General features: G+C 30.5%; 16 protein-coding genes and 1 tRNA gene. 12 read left to right on the plus strand and 5 right to left on the minus strand.

Annotated features, from left to right (window positions below; all coding sequences use genetic code 11):
• Window positions 1–14 precede the first annotated feature (14 nt).
• The 4 genes from MBM09_RS10890 to MBM09_RS10905 form a co-directional block, all read right to left on the minus strand.
• The gene (locus MBM09_RS10890) at window positions 15–875 is read right to left on the minus strand and encodes an N-acetylglucosamine kinase (RefSeq protein ID WP_238673756.1); all 861 of its coding nucleotides are present in this window, start codon (window positions 873–875) and stop codon (window positions 15–17) included.
• A gap of 89 nt (window positions 876–964) precedes the next feature.
• Entirely contained in the window at window positions 965–1,966 is a 1,002-nt protein-coding gene (gene gap, locus MBM09_RS10895; protein WP_238673757.1) for a type I glyceraldehyde-3-phosphate dehydrogenase, read from the minus strand.
• 17 nt (window positions 1,967–1,983) lie between these two features.
• Window positions 1,984–2,970 (minus strand): 6-phosphofructokinase, encoded by a 987-nt coding sequence (pfkA, locus tag MBM09_RS10900; protein ID WP_238673758.1) that lies wholly within the window; start codon window positions 2,968–2,970, stop codon window positions 1,984–1,986.
• Between the two features lie 139 nt (window positions 2,971–3,109).
• Window positions 3,110–7,501 carry a translocation/assembly module TamB domain-containing protein gene (locus MBM09_RS10905; RefSeq protein ID WP_238673759.1) on the minus strand — a complete coding sequence of 1,464 codons (4,392 nt, stop codon included), beginning with the start codon at window positions 7,499–7,501 and terminating at the stop codon, window positions 3,110–3,112.
• A gap of 165 nt (window positions 7,502–7,666) precedes the next feature.
• Here MBM09_RS10905 and tsaD point away from each other — a divergent pair, with 165 nt between their 5' ends.
• The 8 genes from tsaD (at window position 7,667) to MBM09_RS10945 (ending at window position 15,141) form a co-directional block, all read left to right on the plus strand.
• Entirely contained in the window at window positions 7,667–8,689 is a 1,023-nt protein-coding gene (gene tsaD / locus MBM09_RS10910; protein ID WP_238673760.1) for a tRNA (adenosine(37)-N6)-threonylcarbamoyltransferase complex transferase subunit TsaD, read from the plus strand.
• Window positions 8,690–8,797: 108 nt separating this feature from the next.
• The gene (locus tag MBM09_RS10915) at window positions 8,798–9,439 is read left to right on the plus strand and encodes a peptidylprolyl isomerase (RefSeq protein ID WP_238673761.1); all 642 of its coding nucleotides are present in this window, start codon (window positions 8,798–8,800) and stop codon (window positions 9,437–9,439) included.
• Window positions 9,439–10,143: a 16S rRNA (uracil(1498)-N(3))-methyltransferase gene (locus MBM09_RS10920; RefSeq protein ID WP_238673762.1), complete on the plus strand. Its 705-nt coding sequence runs from the start codon at window positions 9,439–9,441 to the stop codon at window positions 10,141–10,143. Before MBM09_RS10915 ends, MBM09_RS10920 begins: the two co-directional genes overlap by 1 nt.
• 1 nt (window position 10,144) lies before the next feature.
• On the plus strand, window positions 10,145–10,789 hold the full coding sequence (locus MBM09_RS10925; RefSeq protein WP_238673763.1) for a DUF4159 domain-containing protein: 645 nt from the start codon (window positions 10,145–10,147) through the stop codon (window positions 10,787–10,789).
• A gap of 97 nt (window positions 10,790–10,886) precedes the next feature.
• A complete protein-coding gene (locus tag MBM09_RS10930; RefSeq protein ID WP_238673764.1) occupies window positions 10,887–11,384 on the plus strand; it encodes a TrmH family RNA methyltransferase in 498 nt (165 codons plus the stop codon).
• A gap of 130 nt (window positions 11,385–11,514) precedes the next feature.
• Window positions 11,515–12,603, plus strand: a complete 1,089-nt coding sequence (locus MBM09_RS10935; protein WP_238673765.1) for an AI-2E family transporter — start codon at window positions 11,515–11,517, stop codon at window positions 12,601–12,603.
• A gap of 8 nt (window positions 12,604–12,611) precedes the next feature.
• Window positions 12,612–13,793, plus strand: coding sequence for a class I SAM-dependent methyltransferase (locus MBM09_RS10940; RefSeq protein ID WP_238673766.1), 1,182 nt, complete (start codon window positions 12,612–12,614; stop codon window positions 13,791–13,793).
• A gap of 73 nt (window positions 13,794–13,866) precedes the next feature.
• On the plus strand, window positions 13,867–15,141 hold the full coding sequence (locus MBM09_RS10945; RefSeq protein ID WP_238673767.1) for a hypothetical protein: 1,275 nt from the start codon (window positions 13,867–13,869) through the stop codon (window positions 15,139–15,141).
• A gap of 58 nt (window positions 15,142–15,199) precedes the next feature.
• Here the strand turns inward: MBM09_RS10945 and MBM09_RS10950 are convergent.
• A tRNA-Arg gene (locus MBM09_RS10950) sits at window positions 15,200–15,273 on the minus strand.
• A gap of 248 nt (window positions 15,274–15,521) precedes the next feature.
• Between MBM09_RS10950 and MBM09_RS10955 the strand changes: the two genes are divergently transcribed.
• The 4 genes from MBM09_RS10955 to MBM09_RS10970 all read left to right on the plus strand — a co-directional run bounded on the left by MBM09_RS10955 (window position 15,522) and on the right by MBM09_RS10970 (window position 25,127).
• Entirely contained in the window at window positions 15,522–18,329 is a 2,808-nt protein-coding gene (locus MBM09_RS10955) for a triple tyrosine motif-containing protein (RefSeq protein ID WP_238673768.1), read from the plus strand.
• Window positions 18,330–18,556: 227 nt separating this feature from the next.
• Window positions 18,557–21,589 (plus strand): TonB-dependent receptor, encoded by a 3,033-nt coding sequence (locus tag MBM09_RS10960; protein ID WP_238673769.1) that lies wholly within the window; start codon window positions 18,557–18,559, stop codon window positions 21,587–21,589.
• A 12-nt stretch (window positions 21,590–21,601) separates the two neighbouring features.
• Entirely contained in the window at window positions 21,602–23,074 is a 1,473-nt protein-coding gene (locus tag MBM09_RS10965; RefSeq protein ID WP_238673770.1) for a RagB/SusD family nutrient uptake outer membrane protein, read from the plus strand.
• Window positions 23,075–23,084: 10 nt separating this feature from the next.
• The gene (locus MBM09_RS10970; RefSeq protein ID WP_238673771.1) at window positions 23,085–25,127 is read left to right on the plus strand and encodes a hypothetical protein; all 2,043 of its coding nucleotides are present in this window, start codon (window positions 23,085–23,087) and stop codon (window positions 25,125–25,127) included.
• Window positions 25,128–25,139: the final 12 nt, after the last annotated feature.

A 25,139-nucleotide genomic window follows, 5' to 3' on the forward strand; every position in this document is an offset into this window, starting at 1 on the left:
AAAAAAAATTTTAATTATAAATCTTTTGTGTGAAATGGTATTAATCCATCAATAGGTCTACGGATAAAATTACCCACCTTAAAGCCCATTTCTTCTGCTACTTCTTCAATTTCTTTTTGAGCAAAATAAGCAATCGAGCCTGCAAAATGTACTGGAACTGTTTTAAGTTCTTCTTTAAATTGCATAATCATATTTCTTGCAAATAATCTAATACCATCTTTTATAAGGTTTATAGTATATTCTGAATCTTTATGTAAAAACATAAACTCTGCAAAATTTGCTAAATATGCATTAGGACTAGGTTGTTTGTATAAATTATACTTTATATAATCGGCATCCATGTTAAACTTACTACCAAAAGCTATTTTAACATTTTCTGGCATATGGTTATAATAGTAATCTCGTATAAGTTGCTTACCATAATAATTACCTGAAGCATCATCCATAAGCGTGTAACCAAGTGATTTAACACGTTGATGTAAAACTTCTCCATCATAATAACTACAGTTAGAACCTGTTCCTAAAATACAAACCACTGCAGCTTCTTTAGGATGATTAATAGTAGAATATACAGCTGCCAAAGTATCTTCGTTAACTTCAATTTGAGCGTTAATAAAAATATCCTCTAAAACACCTTGTAAAAGCGCTCTTGCTTTTTCGGTACCACAGCCTGCACCGTAAAAAAACACATGTGTTACTCTTTCACTATTATTACTTAAATCCTCACTGCTTTTAATTATTTTACTTAATTTTTTTTCTGAAAGAATTGCTGGATTGAGCCCTTTAGTGCGAATTTTTTCTAATAATTTATTTCCGTTATTATCTACAGCAATCCAATCGGATTTTGTAGAACCACTATCAATAATTAAAACCATGAGATATTAAAGATGAAAAAACTCCACAGAAACTTGTATTATATTTTACAATCTATCTGTGGAGTTTTTAATATTATTATATACTTAAATTATATTTTACTAATGTGTTGTGCTAAATCAACTAATTTTGTTGAATAACCAAACTCATTATCGTACCAAGATACTAACTTAAGGAAGTTATCATTTAAAGCTATACTTGCACCAGCATCAAAAACGCTAGTCATTGGCTCTGAAACGAAGTCTTGAGATACTACAGCTTCTTCTGTATAACCTAAAACACCTTTTAATTCATTTTCAGAAGCACTTTTTAAAGCCGCTTTAACTTCATCCCAAGAAGCAGATTTCTCTATTCTTACAGTTAAGTCTACTACAGATACATCAGGAGTTGGTACTCTAAATGCCATACCTGTTAATTTACCGTTTAATTCTGGAATTACTTTACCAACAGCTTTTGCAGCACCTGTAGATGAAGGAATGATATTTGCCAAAGCACTTCTACCTCCTCTGTAATCTTTTCTAGAAGGACCATCAACTGTTAATTGAGTTGCTGTTGTAGCGTGAACAGTTGTCATTAAACCTTCTACAATACCAAACTTATCGTTAATTACTTTAGCTAATGGTGCTAAACAGTTTGTAGTACATGAAGCGTTAGATACAATTGTATCTGAAGCTGTAATCTTATCGTGATTTACACCCATAACAAACATTGGTGCATCTGCTGATGGTGCAGAAATAGCTACTTTTTTAGCACCTGCTTTAATATGAGCCTGAGCTTTATCTAATGTAGTAAAGATACCTGTACAATCTAAAACAACTTCTGCTCCTACAGCATCCCATTTTAAATCTTCAGGGTTACGTTCTGCAGAAACTCTAATTTCATTTCCGTTAACAACTAAATTACCGTTTTTAATATCAACTGTACCATTAAAACGACCATGAACAGAATCGTATTTTAATAAGTAAGCTAAATGTTCAACATCTAATAAATCGTTAATTCCTACTATTTCGATATCTGGTCTTGCAACTGCTACTCTAAAAGCAATTCTTCCAATTCTTCCAAATCCGTTAATTCCAATTTTTAATTTTGACATATTCTTGTGTATAAATGTTAAGTGCTCATGATATCTGAGACACGCAATAATTCTAAATTTATTTTTGTTTTTCCTTTTATGGCATTATCCAAAGGTGTTAATTCCATTTTACTATCCAGTAATCCAACCATAAAATTGGTTTTACCCTCTAATAAAGACTCAACAGCTTTTACACCCATTCTACTCGCTAAAACACGATCAAAACACGAAGGTGGTCCACCACGTTGCATGTGACCAAGCACAGAAACCCTTACATCATAGCCTTCCATATTATCATCAACATAATCCTTTAATTGGAAAATATTTTTACCTATTTTATCACCTTCAGCTACAATAACTATACTTGAAGTTTTTCCAGATTTTCTACTTCGGTTTAAAGAATCTACAAGTCTATCTAAACCTAAATCTTCTTCTGGTATTAAGATTTCTTCTGCTCCACCTGCAATTCCTGTGTTTAGTGCAATATGACCAACATCACGCCCCATAACTTCTATAAAGAATAATCTGTTATGCGAACTTGCCGTATCACGAATTTTATCTATCGCATCTACAACTGTATTTAGTGCTGTATCAAAACCTAGAGTATTAGATGTACCTACTATATCATTATCAATAGTTCCTGGAATACCCATTACTGGAAAACCAAATTCTTGATTAAATATAAGTGCTCCAGTAAACGACCCGTCTCCTCCAATGACTACTAAACCATCTACCTCTGCTTTAGCTAATGCATCAAAAGCTTTTTGTCTACCTTCTTTAGTTCTAAATTCTTTTGAGCGAGCAGATTTTAATATGGTTCCGCCTTTATTTATTATTCCTCTTACACTTCTTGCATCCATAGCTTTGAAGTCTCCTTCTATCAAGCCTTCATAACCACGATACACTCCTACACATTCTACATTGTGATAAGCACAGGTTCTAACTACTGAACGAATGGCGGCATTCATTCCTGGAGCATCTCCTCCTGATGTTAAAACTGCTAATTTTTTTATTGTTTTTGGCATTAAATTCTAAAATTTATAAGGTAAAATTACTAAACAAATAGCACATATCTATAGCATTTATAGTATTTTATACAAGATTTAAAACTATAACGTTTTAGTTAATAAAAAAACTTTTTTCGAAAAATTAACTGCTTTTCGTTTATTTCTTAGAAGATGGTTTAATTGAGATATAATCTGGTAAAGCACTTGTATTTTCTTCTTCTGTAGTTTCTTCTGTAATTTCTTGTTCTTCAATCTCAGACTTTTTAAAAAGCTTTTGAAGCAACTCTTTAAAAGTATCAAAATCTACATTATAAGAAAGTCCTACACCTTGAGTATACCCAATTTGTTCACCAAAATTCTGAATACTGTTCTCTCTATTGAATACTTTTGCCGTAAGTGTTCCTTCTTCATTTAATAGAAAAGCTATTTCTACATCACCAGCAATAACAGTTTCTGTTGCACCACCTACCGGAACTCCTACTTTACCATTAATAAGTACACGGTCGCTAATTTGAGTTTGAAGCGTAACACCAAATCTATCATCTGTTTGGTAGTCCGGTCTGTTTTGACCCGCTTCATAATTTAAACCAATATTAACTTTGCTATCTCCATTTGTAAAAATGCCGTTTATAATACCATTTAAACGTTCTGCAATTGTACCAGAAAAATTAACTTCATTTAATCCTCTTGAAAATGAACCTGTAGATATTAAATATAATGCTTGGTTCTGCTTATCCTCGTCTGATTCTAACCTATATTGAAGCTCTGATTTTATAGTAGAACTTACATTTGGAAATTCAAAAGTAAACTCTGGTTTAGGTTGTTCTAAATCACCTGTTAAAGCTATATTTAATTCCACAGGAATACTTCTATTTATAGGATTATCAAGTAATGGTGATGGGTTAGCTTGCGTTCTATAAATGGCTAACATATTTATTTCTGCAGTTAGTGGATCTCCTTCCCAAGCAATGGTACCACCTGGTTGTACTGTAAATTCTTTTTGAATGATTCCTCCATAAGCAAAATTATAAACACCTTCAAAAACCGCAAAATCCCCCCACATGTTAAATTTTCCATTAGTATTTATTTCTACTAATAAACCACCTACTCCACTACCTTTTAAAGAATGTCCAGTGTCCTTGTCTATAATAATTTCAACTTCTGCGTCTTCGGTAACATCTAATTCAAACTCTAGTTCTAGTCCTTTTATTTCGTTAAAAACAATCTCTTCACCTTTTTCTCTAGCTTCTTTTTCTTCTTTAGTAATAAAATGGATGTACGAGTTATCTCCAAAAGATTCGGCATCACTTAAAGGAACTTTAAATACTGTACCTTCTTTAGTTTCACCTACAACACTAATAACCAATTGCTCAGTTGGTCCTCTTAGGCTTGCTCTTCCTCCTATAAATCCTGTGCCATAATACAAAGATTCTTCTTTTTCTTCCGTGTCTAAAATTAATAATCGAGGTGTAGAAATATCTAAATCTAATCCCCATTTTGAGAAATTAACATGACTTAAAGCACCATTTAACTGTCCTTTAGAATTGTATTTAGTATCGGTTAATTTTATATTATTAAAAATAAAACTTTGATTTTTTAATGTTACCGAAGCGTTATTATTAAAAGCATAATCTACATTTAAATAAGGGATTCCTAAACCTGCATTGTCTAGTGCTAAGTTGCCATTAATATCTGGTCGTTTTAAGTCGCCAACAACTTTTAAGCCACCAGTTACATCACCTCTTATATTACTTAAAACACCATCTAACAATGGGTTTAGAGGAAATAAATTAAACTTATTAAAATCTAATAAAACATCTATAGTTGATTGTTTACCCGCAACAAATATGTCTCCTTTTGCACTAAACGATTTTGATATGTCATCTTTTATGGTAGCATTTACTTTATAATTTGTAAGCGATTCGTTACCCGTAATATTCGCATCAAAAGAACCTAATAAATAGTCGTTAACTTTTAAATCGTCTATAACAATAGTTGAATTTGGAAGATAACTTCCATTTTTTTGAAGAATATCTAATTTACCATTTACATTTCCTGCTAAGGATAAACTATCAATATCTGGTGTTATTTTGGCTAAATCTACATCTTTAAAATTAAGCTTGATGTCCTTTTGAGTAGAATCTCTTAAAAACCCAGAGAGCCTTATTTCTTCATTATTATGATTGATTTTAAACTTATCAATATCAAACTTTGTTAATTCTTTATTGAATGATATTTTATGAAATCTGTCGTCGTTTTCATTAATATTCCATGTATTGTTTTTTATAGTAACATCAGATTTTTTAAAACCTACAACAGATTCATTTTCTTCGTTTATTGTATGATAAAAACTTAGGTTATAACTATCATTATTACGTCTTCCTCCATGAAATTCTGAACGCATAAACAAAGTATCGTTTACCGTTACATTAATAAGGTTAAATTGAGATACATTGTAATATTTTGTGTTTAAGCTATCAATTTCTACATAAGTATTAAATAATGGATTGCTATTATCTACTTGCAACTCAATATTGTTGGCAAAATTATCTAATAACTTAATTTTTGGCGATTTAAAAGTTAGTTTAAATTTTGTTTCATCGCTTTCAACCCGTCCACGGATAAATGTGTTTTTTCCAAGCTCTAATTCTGGGTAAATAACTTCTACTATTTTGTTATAAATTTTAAAGTTAAAATCTATACTCTGGTCTATTTTTACTTCATGCGGAATATAATTGGTGTAAATATGACCAATAGAATTTTCGAACAGTTTTTTTAGATCTTTAATTAAAAATCGACCTTTTAAATTACCTTCAACAATATCGGGCGAGCTAAATTCTACAAAGCGAATATCGTCCTCAAACCTAGAGGATATATCAAACTCATCAAAATAATACGTATCGTTTTCATTTTTATATACCGTGTTTTGAAACGCTATTTTACCATAAGCATCATCAAGACTACTGCTATTCATATTCATTTTAACTTTACTAGAAAAAATAGAAATACTATCCTTTTTTACAAAGTTTAAGGTGTTTAAGTTAGCATGGTCTACAACAGCTTCAAAATCGTATTTTTTTATTTCTTCAGAAAAATCTACTAATCCAGTAAAATTTAGTTGAAGATTACTGTCATTTACAAGAAGGTTTCCATCAAAAATTCGGTTTTTAATAGTTCCAGCAACTTTAGTTCCTTTATAATTATAATCATTGTAAACTATTTCAAAAACATCACCCTTTACTTGTGTATTAATATTTTCAGCTGTGAAACCCTTACCATTTACATCAAAATTTAAAGACGCATTTCCAACCTTAGGGTCATTTAAAAACGTACCAAAATCAAATTCATCAAAAACCACCTCTCCTTTATAATCGGCATTATCGATATCATTTATTTTATTTATTTCCAGATTAGAATCTACTAAACCTAATTCTGTATTAATTTTAATATCTGCTATTACTTTAGATGAAGTTACCTGAGAATTTCCAACAATGGTGAATTTACCCAACCTATCAAAAGATGTTGGTATAGCTTCGCCTAAAACATTTGGTAACAATGCTGTTAAATCTTTATAAGTAGACGACAAATTGCTAAAGTTACCATTCATATAAAAATTATTGGCTTCTTTATTAAATAGGTTTTTAAAATTAATATTGCCGTAAACTTTGGTATTTCTACTGGTATTTAGTCTTAAATTACTGGCTTGCAAATCGTTTAGAGTACCTGATAAATCTACATTGAATTGTGTAGATTCATTAACTCCAAACTCATTATAAAAAGCATTAAGTTCGTTTAGAAACACATTAGAGTTTTCAAAACTAGCATTTACCTGTACCTTATCTGTAAAATATTGTAAATCTTCTCTTTTGTATAAAAATTTTAAATCGCCATTTAAAACCGATTTTGGGGTTTTTATTTGAAGGTTGGCAAAAGTCATATCCGTTAAGGTATAGATAAAATCGGTCATCATATTTTTCACTTCTACGCCTCTGCTGTCTTTAAATGCCAACGTATTTATTCTGGCACTAACATCGCTTCCATTTATTAAAAAATTAGTAGCGTTAATATTCAAATCTTCAAAGTGAAGTACTTTTGACGTTTCTTTATTGTCATCAGATAACTTAAAAATGCTGTTGTAGATTGATACATCGCTAGACGATAATAAGAAACTGCTTTTTTCTTTTCTTGGGTTGTCGTCTTCAAATTTATTTACAAAAACGTCCAAATTTGTTTCGGTTTCTCCTTCGTAGGTTTTAATATTAAAAAGTAATTCTTCAATATCAATATCACCAAAAACCAGATTTCCATTATATAAATTCCTAAAACTTAAAATTGAAGTATTAAGTTCTTTAATGCTAATAAGTGTATCTTTCTTGTAATCTTCAATATAAATTTCTTTTAACTCTACATCGCCATTAAATTGCAGACTAACGCGATTAATATTAATATTTGTACCAAATTCTTCATTTAATTTATTAGTTGCGTAATTACCTAATCCTGTTTGAACAAAAGGAATAGATAGCACTAACACCAAAATGATGAATAACATAAGTAGAATTCCTACTACTTTATACAGTATTTTTAGAAATTTCTTGATAGACTTTAAAGTTATGATTTTATTAAGAATAAACTACATTTGCATTTACGAATAAATGATGACAACAGACGTTTATTTGTTTTCAAAATTAACAATTATTATGCCTAATTTTTATTAATGTCTTCACAAAATATTTATATACTAGGAATTGAGTCTTCTTGCGACGATACAGCTGCTTCTGTAATACATAACGGACGCATTTTAAGCAATGTTGTAGCTAGCCAAAAAATACATGAAGAATTTGGTGGTGTTGTACCAGAATTAGCATCTAGAGCTCACCAACAAAATATAGTACCCGTTGTACATCAAGCTCTTAAAAAAGCTGGTGTAAGTAAAGAAGAACTTCATGCTATTGCATTTACTAGAGGTCCTGGTTTAATGGGAAGTCTTTTGGTTGGTACATCATTTGCAAAATCGTTGGCTTATGGTTTAAACATTCCGTTAATAGATGTTAACCACATGCAAGGTCATATTTTGGCTCATTTTATTGACGAAGATGGTTTTAACAAACCGCCTTTTCCTTTTCTCGCAATGACCATTTCTGGTGGACACACTCAAATTGTTAGAGTTGATAATTATTTTGACATGACCGTTATTGGTGAAACCATTGATGATGCTGTAGGTGAAGCTTTTGATAAAAGTGGTAAAATTTTAGGTTTAGGTTATCCTGCTGGACCAGAAATTGATAAACGTGCTAAATTAGGAAACCCTAAGGCGTTTAAATTTACCAAACCCAAAGTAGATGGCTTAAATTTTAGCTTTTCTGGTTTAAAAACTGCGGTTTTATATTTTATTCAACGTGAAGTAAAAGCTAAACCTAATTTTATTGAAGAAAACTTAAATGATATTTGTGCATCAATACAATACACCATAATTGGTATTTTGGTTGATAAATTAAAATTAGCATCAAAACAAACAGGTATAAAACATATTGCTATTGGTGGTGGTGTTTCTGCAAATTCTGGAATACGACAAGCTTTAAAAGATGGCGAACAAAAATTTGGCTGGACTACTTATGTGCCTAAATTTGAATTTACCACAGATAATGCTGCTATGATTGCTATTGTTGGTTATTTAAAATATCTGGAAGGTAATTTTGCAGAACAAGATATTGTGGCTTCGGCGAGATTGAAGATATAGTTACCATTACAAAGTTATAAACAATACCTTCTTAAAAACTTTATTTCAAGTTTACTTTATAGCACATTAATACTTTTAAATTTGAAACTGAATTTAAAAACCTACATAATGTTTAAAAAATTATTCATCCTTTTATTTATTACTATTACTTCTTTAGCAACAACAGCACAAACGTCTACTCAAAAAGAACTTGAAATTATAGAAACACCAGAACAAGTTAAAAGTTATTTAGAATCTAAAAAATCTAATAAAAATAAACTCATTAAGTTTAATGAAGAAAAGCATAAAACCATACTAGCTAAAGAACTTTTTAAACTTAGCGTTGGTGGTACTAAAACCAACGAAAACGAATTTGAAAAGACCTTTTATAAGGTTATTAATAAAACAAGTAAAACTTATTATAGAATAGCTTATATATATTTAGATGGAAATAAATATGATAAAGCTAATATAGATGCATTGAGAGATAGAATCATTTCAAAATATAAAGGTGGTGTGCCTTTTGACTTTTTAGCAAAACAATATTCTATGGATAGAAATGCTAATAAAGGTGGTGATTTAGGTTGGTTTACAAAAGGGGAAATGCATCCAGATTTTGAAAATAAAATTCTTAATGGAAATTATAATTTAAACGATATTTATACTATTGATGTTCCATCAAAAAAATGGTATTATATTGTGTTAAATACGCATGAACCTAAAAATATTTCAGAAATTGAAGTTTTAAAAATTGTTGAAGCTAGAAATTAATGCAACTTTTTTATAATCCAGATATAACCGAAAACACCAGCGAAATTACTTTCCCTAAAGAAGAAAGTAAGCATATAGTTAAGGTTTTACGTAAAAATATTGGAGACACCGTTCACATTACAAATGGTCAAGGTTGGTTATTTGCTGCCGAAATATCGTTACCAAATATTAATAAATGTACTGCAAAAATAGTTTCTAAAAGCCATCAACCTAAACATCAATACAATTTACATTTAGCGGTTGCTCCAACAAAAATGAACGATCGCTACGAATGGTTTTTAGAAAAAGCTACCGAAATTGGCATCGATACCATTACCCCAATTATTTGCGATCACAGTGAACGTAAAGTTATTAAAATTGAACGTTTTGAGCGCATTTTGCAATCGGCCATGAAACAGTCATTAAATTGTTATTTACCAAAATTAAATGAAGCTATTTCCTTTAAAGATTTCATTAATAAAGATTTTTCGGGAGATTTATTTATTGCGCATTGTGAAGAAACTGATAGAAAATCTTTAAAAAAACAATTAAAGCAAAACACAAATGTTACTATTTTAATTGGACCAGAAGGCGATTTTTCTGTTAAAGAAATTGAGCAAGCACTACAAAACAAATTTATTCCAGTAACTTTGGGAGAAACCAGATTACGAACAGAAACAGCAGCTATTGTAGCTTGTCACTCTGTTGCTTTTATAAATGAGTAATATGAAAAAAGCAGTCATACTTTTAGCTTTTAGCTTTTCACTTTTCACTTTAACAGCTCAAGATTTAGCAGTTTTAAAGTATAAAGGTGGTGGCGATTGGTATGGCAATCCAACAGCTTTACCTAATCTAATTGCTTACTGTAACGAAAATATAAACACTAAAATGAACCCCAAACCTGAAACGGTAGAAGTTGGTAGCCCAGATATTTTTCAATACCCAATGTTACACATGACTGGTCATGGCAATGTGTTTTTTAGTGAAACGGATGCCGAAAACCTACGTAATTACTTAATTTCTGGTGGTTTTTTGCATATTGACGACAATTACGGCATGCAACCCTATATAACAAAAGAGTTGAAAAAGGTATTTCCAGACAAGGATTTAATAGAGCTTCCTACAAACCATAAAATTTTTAACTCTGCTTTTGAATTTTCTAATGGATTACCAAAAATACATGAGCATGATGGTAAGCGTCCTCAAGCTTTAGGAATTTTTAATGAAGATAGATTGGTGCTACTGTTTACCTATGAAAGTGATTTAGGTGATGGTTGGGAAGACCCCGAAGTACACAACGATCCTGCTGATGTTAGAGAAAAAGCACTTAAAATGGGTGCCAATATTGTTAAATATGCTTTTGAGAATTAAAAAAAGGGAGAATATACAAAACCTTACTATTGTATGCTTTTACGAGAAAAATGAAACCACTCAAACTGAATACTGAATACTGCGACTGAATACTGAAATGCAACTCACCCACTATAACACCAACTTTACAAAACGTACTTTCCCAATAACTTTAGTTTGCGACAACGTTACTAACGCTCCTAATATTGGAAGTTTATTTAGAATTTGTGATACTTTTGGTATTGAAAAACTTATACTTTGTGGCGATGTTTCACTGGGAAGAAAAATGACAAAAACATCTAGAGCAACAGAAAAAACCGTGAATTTTGAAATTAAAGAATCAGCTTCTACTGTTGTTCAAGATTTAAAGCGTGAAGGTTATCAAATCATTTCGTTAGAAATTACCTCAAAAAGCAAGCCTGTTCATACTCATATTTTTTCAAAAGAAAAACCAATCGCATTAATTATTGGCGATGAAAATTTTGGAGTATCAGAAACAATTCTAAAAAACTCTGATGACATTATTCATATAGAAATGTTTGGACAAAATAGTAGTATGAATGTTGTACAAGCAACAAATATTGCGTTATACGAAATAACAAAGCAAATGATGTAAAGTTGTCATGTCGAAATGAGGCACGATTGAGACATCACATAACTGAAAAAATTTATAATTGTCTATTTCCTTTATGCGATTTCTCACTTTCGTTCGAAATGATTAGATTTACTTCACAAAAATCAATCAATTGAATTCTAAAACTATATCAAACGGAATTTTAAGAGCTGTAGGCATAATTCTAGGTGTTGCTCTGGTACTTTACTTTTTATACAAAATACAATCCGTTATAGTATATATTGCTGTTGCAGCTGTTATTTCATTAATAGGAAGACCAATTGTATTATTTTTAGAACGCAAATTAAAATTTAAAAATACCTTAGCAGTAATAGTAGCCATGGTTCTTTTATTGAGTGTTTTTGGTGGTTTGGTAGGATTGTTTATTCCTTTAGTTGTAAAACAAGGTCAAAATTTATCACTCTTAAATATTGAAGAATTACAAAGCAACGTTGAAAATTTATACAGCGAAATAATAACTTATTTTGATTTACATCAAATAGATGTTGAGCAATCTTTAAAAGAATCAAACTTGTTATCTAAAATTGATTTTGCACTAATTCCAGATTTTTTAAACTCTATAATTAGTGGCTTAGGAAGCTTTAGTATTGGTTTATTTTCTGTGTTGTTTATATCTTTTTTCTTTTTAAAAGATAGTCGTTTATTTGAAAGCGGTGTGCTTACATTTATTCCAGACGATAAAGAATCTCGCTGGAAAACTTCATCAACTAAAATCAAAGACTTACTTTCTAGGTACTTTGTTGGTTTAATATTTCAAATACTTATTCTGTTTATAATTTACACTATTGGTTTACTAATTATTGGAGTTGAAAATGCTATTGTTATAGCTTTTTTATGTGCTCTACTAAACCTAATTCCCTATGTTGGACCATTAATTGGTGCTTTTTTAATGCTAACTTTAACCATGACAAGTAATTTAGGTGAAAGCTTTAGCGATATTATTTTACCAAAAACATTTTGGGTGTTTGTAGTGTTTATAATTGGGCAGCTTATAGATAATTTTGGTAGTCAGCCTATAATTTTTTCAAAAAGTGTAAAATCTCACCCTTTAGAAATTTTCTTAGTTATTTTAATTGCAGGTATTTTATTTGGTGTTGTAGGTTTAATTATAGCTGTACCTGCTTACACTGCTATAAAAGTGATTTTAAAAGCCTTTTTATCAGAAAACAAAATTGTAAAAAAACTCACTAAAGGCTTATAGGTTTTGTTTTGAATAAGGCTATTTTAAATATTGAAATTCAAGAGTTTATTCATAATAATTTAAATTCTGATATTACTTCCATTCTCTTAAAAGGAACAAATTTTACATCTGTTGAAACTAGCGAAATTATTGAGCAAATTGAAGCTAAAAAACGTTGTGAAAAAAAATTGCAAACATGGTTTACAACCCAAAATATATTTTTTCCTAACAAATTAAATATTGAACAAACATCTTCTGAAATTACAGCTCAATATAAATCTAGTTTAATTGAAGGAAATTCAATTATCGATTTAACCGGTGGTTTTGGTGTAGATTGTTATTATTTTTCAAAACACTTTAAAACAGTTGAGCATTGTGAGATAAATGAAACACTTTCAAATATTGTATCACATAATTACGAGCAATTTAATGTTAAAAATATAAACACCATAAACACCGATGGTATTGAATATTTAAAAACTACGAAAAAACAATATAATTGGATTTACATAGATCCTTCAAGAAGACATGAAAGCAAAGGTAAAGTCTTTTTTTTAAAAGACTGTTTACCCAACGTTCCAGAACATTTAGAGTTACTGTTTAATCACTCTAAAAACATCATGATTAAAACATCGCCACTACTAGATATATCGATTGGTATTGGTGAATTAAAACATGTTAAAACCATTCATATTGTTGCTGTAAACAATGAAGTAAAAGAGTTACTTTGGGTTATAGAACATGGATTTGATAAAGACATACAAATAGAAACTGTAAATCTAAAAAAAGAGCATAATGACTATTTTTCTTTTACTTTAAAAGACGAAAAAAACTCAGAATCAAAATACAGTGAACCACTTACCTATTTATATGAACCTAATTCGGCTATTTTAAAAGCTGGTGCATTTAATGAAATAGCGAAACAGTTACATGTATTTAAACTTCATAAACATTCTCATTTATATACAAGCAAAAATTTAATCAATTTCCCTGGTAGAAGCTTCTTAATTGAAGAAAGTTTTCAATACAACAAAAAAGAGTTAAAAAAACTCGGGTTTAAAAGAGCTAATATCACTACACGAAACTTTCCTGAAACAGTGCAACAGGTTCGTAAAAAATTCGGAATTAAGGATGGTGGAGATAAATACTTATTCTTCACAACTAATTTAAATGGTGATAAAATTTTAATAAGTACTACTAAGCTTAATTAAAATTAAATAGAGAACGTTTTCTTATTAAATGAGATAAAATTTATTATTGGTATTAGCTACCTTTATAATTATTATGAAAAAGCTAATTTACATTCTTCTATCTTTAATTGTTCTTTTTTTAATTGCAACATACATATCTTTAAACAGTAATAATAAAAAAGGTATTTCTGTTTTAATTAACATTGATAATGCTGATTCATTCGATTTTAAGAAGCAAGATTCTGTTCTTGTTGCTGCCAGCCTTTTATACGAAGCCAATGAATTCAAAACCCTTATGCAAGGTGAACATTACAGGGAAGCATGGGCTACACCAATTAAAGTTCCAATTATTTTTTTAGACACACTTTTTGGAGGTTCAAAAATTATTGATATAGGTGGAGGTAAACAAACAAAATCCTTAAAACTAGAATCTAAAAATGGTATTATATACACATTAAGAAGTATTAATAAAAACCCTGAACCTCTTATACCAGAATTTATAAAAAAGCTTGGATTAGAAAATATTATTGTTGATGGCATATCTGCTCAACATCCATATGCAGCTATTCCGGTGTCATATTTGGCAGATTCTATAGGTTTACTTCATACAAGCCCCAAAGTTGTTTTCTTACCCAAACAAAATATTTTAGGTAAATATAATGACCTGTACGGAAATAAAATTTTTATGCTCGAATATGAAACTAAAGGTAAAGTAAACTGGACTCGGTACAAGAATGCTCAAAAAATTATAGATACTGACAATTTAATAGAATTAAAAAATCTGAAAAAAGACAGTTTATCTATCGATAAGAGCTTATTTATTAGGAATAGACTTTTTGATTTAATAATTGGAGATTGGGACAGACATGCAAAACAATGGGGATGGGTATTGATTAATAAAAAAAATAAATCAAAAGCTATACCGTTGGCTGGAGATAGAGACAATGCTTTTTTTGATATTGGTGGTATTATTCCATCAATTATATCTAATCCAAGTATTATAAAAGAATTACAAGCTTTTGAAAAAGATATAGATTATATGCCAGGACTTGTTCAACCTTTTGATAAATATTTTTTACATAACACAGATATTGAAGTCTTTTTAGAACAAGCTGAAATATTAAAAACTAAATTATCTGATGATTTAATTGACCAAGCTTTATTTAAATGGCCAGAAGATATTCGTAAATTAAATGGTAATGAAATCCGTGAAAAAATAATATCGAGAAGAAATAAAATAGTAACCTATGCAAAAAACTTTAAAAATATTATTGATGAAGCAGAAAATTACGAAATATGGCCCTTAAAAGGCTGTCAGGATATAGAGATTAATGAAGATTTGAAAAAGTGCTTTGAATGTATAAAGTAATAACTAAACCTTAAAATGTATAAAACAAAAAAGCCTTCAATTTCTTGAAGGCTTTAAGTGATCGCACTAGGATTCGAACCTAGGACCGCCTGCTTAGAAGGCAGGTGCTCTATCCAGCTGAGCTATGCGACCTGAATAGTTTGGAAAACAATTTTATTTTTCCAGTGCGCAAATATAAAATTAACTATATATCTAACCAAAAGAAATGTTTATAATTTTTCATTTATTTAATTCTATAGATAAAACTGTTTTGAAATAATAGTTTGCTGTAGAAATTACTTTAATAATAACTTGAATATTAACTATACAAATACGATACAAAAACCTTTGTAATACTTATTTTTATTATATTAGTAACACTACAACTAATACTTTTAAGATTGAGACTCATTAAATATATTATTTTCAGTTTAATTTTATTAACTCAAGTTACGCTTTTAGCACAAGAACGTCCGCCAATTGAGATATTTTCTACTGAAGATTATGGTGCAGAAACTCAAAATTGGTCAATCGCTCAATCAAAAGAAAAACATATTTATGCTGCTAATAACAAAGGTTTACTTGAATACAATGGAGCAAATTGGCAGTTATATCTCTCGCCTAACGAAACTATTTTACGTTCTGTAAATGTTATTGATGAATTAATTTATACTGGTGCGAATAGTGAATTTGGTTATTGGCAAAGAAACGAATTTGGGTTATTATTTTACATTTCATTATCTCAAGCACTTAAAATTGATTTTTTAGAAGATGAAGAGTTCTGGAATATTGTTAGCATTGACGATTATATTCTATTTCAATCTTTAAAGAGAATCTATATTTATAGTAAAACTAACAATTCTTATGAAGTTATTGACTCAGAAACAATCATCTATAAAATATTTAAAGTAGATAATAGTATTTATTTTCAAAAAACAAAAGATGGAATTTATAAAATTGAGAATGGTGAGGCTAAATTAGTTTCTAATCATCCTATTGTACAAAATAATAGGCTGGTTAATATTTTTAGTAAAGACGAAAAACTTTTAATTGAAACAGAAAATAATGGGTTTTATATTTTGGAAAATGATTCACTTGCAAAATGGGAAATATCAGCAAATAATGTACTTTCTCAAATAAGTGTATTTCGTAGTATTCAATTAAAAGATAAAAGCTTCATTTTAGGAACAAGATCTAGTGGTGTATTACATTTAACACAAGACGGTAAAATTGATTATAACATAAATAACATTCATGGTTTAAGTAATAATACTGTGCATTGGGCTTTTGAAGATGCAGAAAACAACATATGGCTGGCATTAGAAAATGGTATTAATTGTGTAAATATTAAATCTCCTTTTAGAATTTACAAAGACAATGATGGAAAAATAGGCACTGTACACACATCAATTGTCTATAATAACAATTTGTATTTAGGTTCAAACCAAGGTCTTTTTTATAAACAATTAGATTCAGATGAAGATTTTAAATTAGTTGATAACATCCAAGAAGCTGTTTGGTGCTTAGTTGAGATTGACAATGCTTTATTCTGTGGACACGATACTGGAACATCTATTGTAAATAACAATACTTCAGAAAAAATTAATGGAATTCAACAAGGCACTTGGTCTATTAGACCTATTGATGGAAGAAATGATTTATTGCTACAAGGTAATTATGACGGACTATATGTACTTCAAAAAATAAATAATCAATGGAATTTTAGAAATAAAATTCAAGGTTTTGATCGCTCTAGTAAATTTTTTGAAATCTTTGATAATCATATTTTTGTAAGTCATGAATATAATGGTGTTTTTAAAATTGAAGTAAATGATGATTTCAATAAAGCCTTAGAAGTCAACAAAATTACATCTATAGATAAAGGATTAAATTCTAGCTTAATTAAATATAAAGGTGATTTACTATACACATTTAAAGAAGGTGTTTTTAAATATGATTTTATAAAAAATGAGTTTGCTAAGGATTCTATACTAAGTAAATTATTTAAGAGAGAAGAATATACCTCAGGAAAACTTTTATTTGAAGATAAAACAAATACACTCTGGAGCTTTTCTAAAAATGATTTAAACTACCTAACATCTAGCTCATTAAGTAGTAATCCAAAATTAAATAATGTCCCTTTTTCTAAATCGTTGCCTCGTGGTTTAACTGGCTATGAAAATATTTCTCATTTAAAGAATAAGCAGTATTTGATAGGTTCGTCTACAGGATTTGTACTTATGGACATAGATAAAATACAGAAAAAATCATATGATATAACTATTAATTCGGTATCAAAAAACAGTATTAATTCATCTCCTGAAATTGTAGATAAATCAACTACAGGCTTTTTTAAAAATAAATATAATAATGTTGAGTTTACTTATAGTGTTGTAGAATATGAAAAATATCTTGATACAGAATACCAATATCTCTTAGAAGGCATCTATGGCAAATGGAGTGACTGGTCTTCAAACCCCATTGCGCTATTTAAAAACTTACCTCATGGAGATTATACTTTTAAAGTAAGAGCACGGGTAGGAAATACACTAACAAACAATATTGCATCATATAGTTTTAACATCGAAAATCCTTGGTATTTAACCAAATTAATGATTGCGTTATATGCACTTATGGTCTTGCTTTTTTCTTTATTCATGCATAACGTTTATAAAAGATATTACAGAAAACAAAGAGAAAAACTACTTAATAAAACAAAAAATGAGCTCGAGCTAAAAGAGCTTGAAAACAGACAACAACTTATGAGATTCAATAATGATAAGTTGAGACAAGATATTGAAAACAAAAATAGAGAGTTAGGCATTTCTACCATGAGTTTAATAAAAAAGAATGAATTTTTAAATACTATAAAAAAGGAATTACAAAATGCCGAGGACAAAAAAAGCATTAAAAATGTTATTAAAATTATTGATAGAAATTTAAATAATGCTGACGATTGGCATGTATTTGAAGAAGCATTTAATAATGCCGATAAAGACTTTTTGAAAAAAATAAAACATTTACATCCATCATTAACTTCAAACGATTTAAGACTTTGTGCATATCTTAGACTAAATCTATCTTCAAAAGAAATAGCTCCACTACTCAACATTTCCCCAAGAAGTGTAGAAGTTAAACGTTATAGGTTAAGAAAAAAGATGGATTTACCTCATGAATCAAGTTTAACAGATTATATTTTAGATATTTAAAGTAAGATAAATCTTTCTTTTACCTATACAAAGCCACAACATCAAAAAATTTAGATGTAATATCTGCATTTAATTTTCCCTTTTAAACTACTTCAAAAACAAGTCAAATTGATGTTTTCACAATATATGCATGTTTTTTTTATGATGTATATTTTTTGTTTGGGTGCAAATTGATAATACAATAGTTTTTACTCATAATTTTATTTTCAAACTAAAACTAAATATTTATGAGACACACGCTATTTAAAATTCTAACCTTATTCTTTATAGCATATTCCAGTGCACAGAACATTACTGTGAATGGAATAGTTCAAGATGAAACCGGGTTTCCTATTCCAGGAGCTAATGTTATCTTAAAAGGAACAAGTAATGGTGCCAGTACAGACTTTGACGGTAACTTTACTTTAAACGAGGTTAAAATTGGCTCTACAATTTCCATAAGTTATATTGGGTATATAACACAGGAAATAGTAATCGCAAATAATTCTAAGTTAACCATTCAACTTCAAGAAGATTTAGCGCAATTAGATGAAGTCGTTGTTGTTGGCTATGGAACACAAAAGAAAAAAGATGTTACAGGGGCAGTATCTATTGTAAATGCTGAAACATTGGAAGATTTAAGACCTATTGATGCTGCACAAGCATTACAAGGTACTTCTGCCGGAGTATCTGTTACATCTCCTTCAGGCTCTCCTGGTGGTGGCTTTAATATTTTAATTAGAGGTATCAGTTCTAACGGAGATAATGGTCCTCTAGTTATAATTGATGGTTACAAAGGAGACTTAAATACTATTAATCCAAGTGATATTGAAACATTTTCAATATTAAAAGATGCTCAGGCTGCTATATATGGTATTGAAGGTGCAAATGGTGTGGTATTAGTTACAACTAAAAGTGGTAGAAAAAATTCTGCTGCAAAAATTAGTTATAATGGCTATACAGGCTTGCAACAAACTACACGAGAATTACCTTATTTAAATGCTACCGAATATGCAATTCTGTTAAATGAAAGTTATGCAGCAAACGGTCAAGCTTTACCATTTTCTAATGTAAGTGGTTTAGGAGCTGGTGTTGATTGGCAAGATGAGCTTTTTGAAACTTCTCCAATTACAAGTCATAATTTATCAGTTACTGGCGGTGGTGAAAAAAGCACCTATTATTTTGGTGGTTCTATTTTAGAACAAGACGGTATTATTGCTAGCGACAAATCTAATTTTCAAAGAGCTAATGCTAAAATTAAATTAGGGTTTGACCTTACTGAAAAATTAAAATTTACAACCTCAGCAAACTATTTTAATACCAACAGGCAAACAATTGGAGAAAATGCTTTAGGGACACCTCTTTTCAATGCTCTAAACTATGCTCCTACTTATAGTTTAAATCAAGAAGATCTTTCAGGGTTTTTAGGAAACGAAGTTATAAACCCTTTATCTCAAATTGCTAATACTTATAATGAGTATAATGGCAATTCGATTGAAGGTACTTTTCAACTAGATTACAAACCTATTGAAGGCTTAAAAATTACATCTCGTATTGGTTTAAAATCTTATAGTGATAAAGGAAAATCTTTTGCTCCAATCGTTAATTATGGTTCAGGTAAAGTTTTTAATAATGATAGAAGTAGTGTAAACCAAACTAGAAACACTTATAGAACTTATACATGGGAAACGTTTGCTAATTACAGTAAAACATTTTACGAAAACCACAATACCTCATTTACCATTGGTACGAGTGCACAACGCGATTGGGGAGACGGATTAAACGCAACTGGTTTTGATGTACCAAACAATTCTTGGGAATTTGCAGATATTTCTTTAGCTAATGGTTTAAGTGAAGCTAAAAGTACAGGTTCTTTTATTTATGATAACAGATTATCTTCTTATTTCGGAAGAGTTCAATATGATTATAAAGGTAAATATTTATTATCTGGTTTAATTCGTAGAGATGGCGCTTCAGATTTTGCACCAGACAATAGAACAGATTACTTTTCATCAGTTACTGCTGGTTGGAAAATATCGGACGAACCTTTTTTAGAAAATTCAGAAATCATTAACTTTTTAAAATTAAGAGCTAGTTATGGTAATTTAGGTAATAATGCTGGTGGCGATTTATACAGAGCTCTATTAACAGGAGAAGCAACTTATGTTTTTGGTGGCGCTTTAGTTTCTGGAGTCGCTACAGGTAGAATTCCAACTCCAGATTCAGTTTGGGAATCTGCCGAAAAATTAGATATTGGATTGGATATAAATCTATTTGACAACAAACTTGAAGTTGTAGCAGATTATTTTATTGATAACAGAAACAGATTGTTAATTAGCGGTTTACCTGTTTCAGGTATTATTGGTGCTTCTGCTCCCGGTGCTGGTTTACCTACCACCAATGCAGGTTCAACCAGAAATAAAGGAATTGAAGTATTTCTAAATTATAAACAGGTCATTTCCGATGATGTATCCTTTGGAATAAGTTATAATGTTACTAAAATTGATGGTGAAGTAACCGCAGTTAAAGATGGGATTATTTCAGAAGGTGGCTCATTTAGTGTAGGACAACCAGCCATTTCCAGATTAGAAGTAGGACAACCTATTGGATATTTTTATGGTTTAAAAACCGATGGCATATTCCAAAATCAAGCCGAAGTTGATGCACACCCATCACAAGTAGAGTTAGGTTCTGCTGCTGCTCCTGGGGATATTCGTTATGTAGACACAAATAATGATGGAGAAATAACTATAGAAGACAGAACTTATATTGGTAAACCTCAAGCAGATTATATTATGGGATTAAACCTGAGTTTTGATTATAAAAACTTCGATTTTGGTGCTTATATGTATGCAGAATTGGGTAAAGAAACCGTTCGTAATTATGAGCGTGATCAACCAAACGTAAACAGATTAAATCTTTATTTAAATAGATGGACTGGTGAAGGCACTAGTAATACCGTGCCTAGAACATCTGTGGGATCGACAACCAATAAATTATTTTCAGATTTTTATGTTGAAGATTCTTCTTTCTTAAGAATCCAAAATATACAATTAGGGTATTCACTGCCAACTAATGTTGTTGAAAAACTGGGTATGAGCAAATTCCGTATATACGCATCAGTAAACAATGCATTCACTTTTACAAAATATAACGGTTATGATCCAGCTGCAAGAGGTGTAAATCAAGATGGTGTATTAGATGTATTTAGTGGTGGAATAGATTATGGTTTTTACCCAATTTCAAGACAGTTTATTTTAGGTTTAAATCTATCAATATAAAAAATTAGCAAGATGAAAAATTATAAAAACAAAATAACAAAAGGACTCTTACTAATACTATTAGTTTTTGGAGCTAATTCTTGTGGAGATTCTTATTTAGAAGAAGTAGATAGATACAGTATAGATTCAGAAAGCTATTTTAATTCAGAAGATGATTATTACAATGCACTAGTAGGTGTTTACGATTTATTACAATCTACTTACGTTAATGTAATGTTAGGTGAAATAGCATCAGACAATACACTTTGTGGAGGTGAAAGTCCTACAGATGTTGTAGGCTTTCAGCAAATAGACGATATGATTCACACACCGGTAAACAGTAATTTACGAGATATCTGGAATTGGATGTACGCTGGTGTTAATAGAGCTAATTTCCTTTTAGAATTTCAGGATAAAACTGATTTTGAAGGAAGAGAAATTATTATTGGAGAAGCGCGCTTTTTAAGAGCCTATTATTACTTTGAATTAGTAAAATGGTTTGGTCCTATTCCTATTAAAGAAACACGTTTTGAATTAGGCGACGAAACTTCGGTTCCAAGATCTCCTGTTGCAGATGTATATAAATTAATTGAAGATGATTTAAAATATGCTGTAGATAATTTAAACTATACTGCTCCAGAAGTTGGTAGAGTAACAAAAGGTGCAGCACAAGCTTTATTAGGAAAAGCCTACTTATACCAAAATAAATTTTCTGATGCTGCTATAATACTTGATAATTTAATTGTTAATGGACCGTATGATTTGGTTACCGATTATAATTCAATTTTTGAAAATGCTGGTGAAAATGGTATAGAATCTGTTTTTGAAGTACAATACTCAGATGCAGAAGGTGCTGGTTTTGAGTGTTTACAATGTAGTGAAGGAAATGTAGCAGTAGGATTTAACGGTATTAGAAATTATTCTGGTCCAATGTTCGACTCTGGATTTAGTTTTAATGTACCAACTCAAGAAGTTGTTGATGAATTTGAAGATGGCGATTTACGTAAAGATGTAGCCATTTTAGATATTAATGAATGGGCAATACAAACAGGAGCTACATTCGGTACAGGAAATGAACACACTGGTTATTTCAATAGAAAGTATATTGCCAGAAAAGGTGATTTAAACACTGGAGATCAAAACTTAACAAATCCTAATAATTACAGAGCTATTCGTTTTGCAGATGTTTTATTAATGGCTGCCGAAGCTTACAACAGAGGTGGCATTGATGATACTAAAGCCCAAGGCTTTCTAAACAGAGTTCGTGAAAGAGCTTTTGGAATGCCAAATGATATTACATCAACAGGTGCTGCTCTAACCGATGCTATTGCACACGAAAGACGTGTAGAACTTGTTGGAGAAGGTCATCGTTTTTTCGATTTAGTTAGAACCGGTAGAGGCTCAGAAATTGATGGGTTTACAACGGGTAAAAACGAAGTATTTCCTATTCCTATTGAAGAAATTCAATTTTCTAATGGAAACTGGGAACAAAATCCAAACTATTAAAAAAAAGATTATGAAAATATTAAAATATACATTTCAATTATGTCTTATGGCGCTAATAATAATTAGTTGCTCTCAAGACGATGATAATACAGATTATGTTAACGGTATTACTGCACCTACTAATGTGTCAGCTTCCGTTAGTATTACTCAAGATAATACTGGTGTTGTAACAATAACACCCTTAGGTGAAGGTGTTGTGAATTTCACAATAGGTTTTGGAGATGGATCTCCTGTATCTGACAAGATAAAACCAGGTGAAGGTTTAGAACATATTTATGAAGAAGGTAGCTACGAAGCAACCATTACAGCTTATGGTTTAAATGGTTTAAGCACAACCGTTACTCAACCAGTAGTTGTTTCATTTAAAGCTCCAGAAAATTTAGTAGTAACTATTGAAAATGATGCCGCTATTTCTAAGCAAGTTAATGTGTCGGCAACTGCAGATTATGCTACTTCTTTCGAAGTATATTTTGGTGAAGCAGGAAATGACGACCCAGTTATACTTAATTTAGAAGAAACAATATCGTATCAATATCAAGAAGCGGGTATATACACTATAAGAGTTGTAGCAATGAGTGCTGCAATAGAAACTACTGAATATACTGAAGAGTTTGAGGTTACAGCAATTTTACAACCAATAGCTGCATCTCCTACTCCTTTTAGACCTTCAAGCGATGTGATATCTATTTACAGTGATGCTTACACTAATCCAGACCCAATAGATTATTATCCAAATTGGGGTCAAACTACAACTTACACACAAATTGAGGTTGAAGGAAATAATATAATTCAATATGGAGATTTAACGTATCAAGGAATAGATTTTAACACGGTTGCTATTGATGCTTCTGGTATGGAATTTTTACATGTAGATATTTGGACTGCTGATGATAATTTTGATGCTAAAATTTCTCCTATAAGTTCTGGACCAAATGAAACTGCTTACGATTTAGAATTAGTTGCTAATCAATGGACATCATTTGATATTCCAATTTCATTCTTTACAGACGCAAATCCAGCTTTAGATTTTAGCGATATTATTCAATTTAAGTTTGATGGTGTACCTTCTGGTGAAGGAAGCATTTTTGTTGATAACCTTTATTTCTACAAACTTCCAGCTGGTGGCGGAAACGGTATTTTCCCGCTTACTTTTGAAACTGGATATACTCTAGATCAATTCGATGGTGGGGCTACTTCTGTTATAGCAAACCCTGACACTAATGGAAATGATACAGCAAATGTATTACAACTTGTTAAAGGTGGTGGTCAACCTTGGGCTGGATCAAAAGTAACTATTCCAACTCCTTTTGATTTTTCAACTGGTACAACAGTTACTGCTAAAGTATGGTCGCCAAGAGCAGGATTAAATCTATTAATGAAATTTGAAGACAATGTGCCATGGCCAGATGTAACAGCATCAGCTGAAATTACTGCTACAACTACTGTAGCTAACCAATGGGAAACTCTAACTTTTGATTTTTCAGGAATTGATATGGGAATACAATTTTATAATATGGTTCTCATTATGGACAATGGTACACAAGGAGATGGAACTGCAAATTATACCATTTATGTAGATGATATTTCATCTAATCCAATGTTAGATTTCGAACCAGAATTCACCTTAGATCAATTTGATGGTGGAGATACTTCTGTTATAACAAATCCTGATACCAATGGAAACGATTCAGCTAGTGTATTACAATTAATAAAAGGTGCTGGTCAACCTTGGGCAGGATCTAAAATAACATTACCATTAGCTGTAGATTTTAGTGCTGGTACGACTATAACTGCAAAAGTTTGGTCGCCAAGAGCCGGTTTAAATCTTCTTATGAAATTCGAAGATGATGTGCCTTGGCCAGATGTAACTGCAACAGCAGAAATTACTGCTACTACAACACTTGCAAATCAATGGGAAACTTTAACTTTTGATTTTGCAGGAGTAGATATGGCTATTAACTTTTACAATATGGTACTAATAATGGATAATGGTACACAAGGAGATGGGACAGCTAATTACACAATATATGTTGATGATATAGCCCAAAACTAAAAAATAAAAATT

It is taken from the genome of Flaviramulus sp. BrNp1-15, assembly GCF_022259695.1.
Lineage (GTDB): Bacteria > Bacteroidota > Bacteroidia > Flavobacteriales > Flavobacteriaceae > BrNp1-15.

Bases quoted from the DNA above. Each gene is read 5' to 3' on its own strand.
- MBM09_RS10890 (WP_238673756.1), bottom strand. From the start codon at position 875: ATGGTTTTAATTATTGATAGTGGTTCTACAAAATCCGATTGGATTGCT.
- gap (WP_238673757.1), bottom strand. From the start codon at position 1,966: ATGTCAAAATTAAAAATTGGAATTAACGGATTTGGAAGAATTGGAAGA.
- pfkA (WP_238673758.1), bottom strand. From the start codon at position 2,970: ATGCCAAAAACAATAAAAAAATTAGCAGTTTTAACATCAGGAGGAGAT.
- MBM09_RS10905 (WP_238673759.1), bottom strand. From the start codon at position 7,501: ATGTTATTCATCATTTTGGTGTTAGTGCTATCTATTCCTTTTGTTCAA.
- tsaD (WP_238673760.1), top strand. From the start codon at position 7,667: ATGTCTTCACAAAATATTTATATACTAGGAATTGAGTCTTCTTGCGAC.
- MBM09_RS10915 (WP_238673761.1), top strand. From the start codon at position 8,798: ATGTTTAAAAAATTATTCATCCTTTTATTTATTACTATTACTTCTTTA.
- MBM09_RS10920 (WP_238673762.1), top strand. From the start codon at position 9,439: ATGCAACTTTTTTATAATCCAGATATAACCGAAAACACCAGCGAAATT.
- MBM09_RS10925 (WP_238673763.1), top strand. From the start codon at position 10,145: ATGAAAAAAGCAGTCATACTTTTAGCTTTTAGCTTTTCACTTTTCACT.
- MBM09_RS10930 (WP_238673764.1), top strand. From the start codon at position 10,887: ATGCAACTCACCCACTATAACACCAACTTTACAAAACGTACTTTCCCA.
- MBM09_RS10945 (WP_238673767.1), top strand. From the start codon at position 13,867: ATGAAAAAGCTAATTTACATTCTTCTATCTTTAATTGTTCTTTTTTTA.
- MBM09_RS10960 (WP_238673769.1), top strand. From the start codon at position 18,557: ATGAGACACACGCTATTTAAAATTCTAACCTTATTCTTTATAGCATAT.
- MBM09_RS10965 (WP_238673770.1), top strand. From the start codon at position 21,602: ATGAAAAATTATAAAAACAAAATAACAAAAGGACTCTTACTAATACTA.
- MBM09_RS10970 (WP_238673771.1), top strand. From the start codon at position 23,085: ATGAAAATATTAAAATATACATTTCAATTATGTCTTATGGCGCTAATA.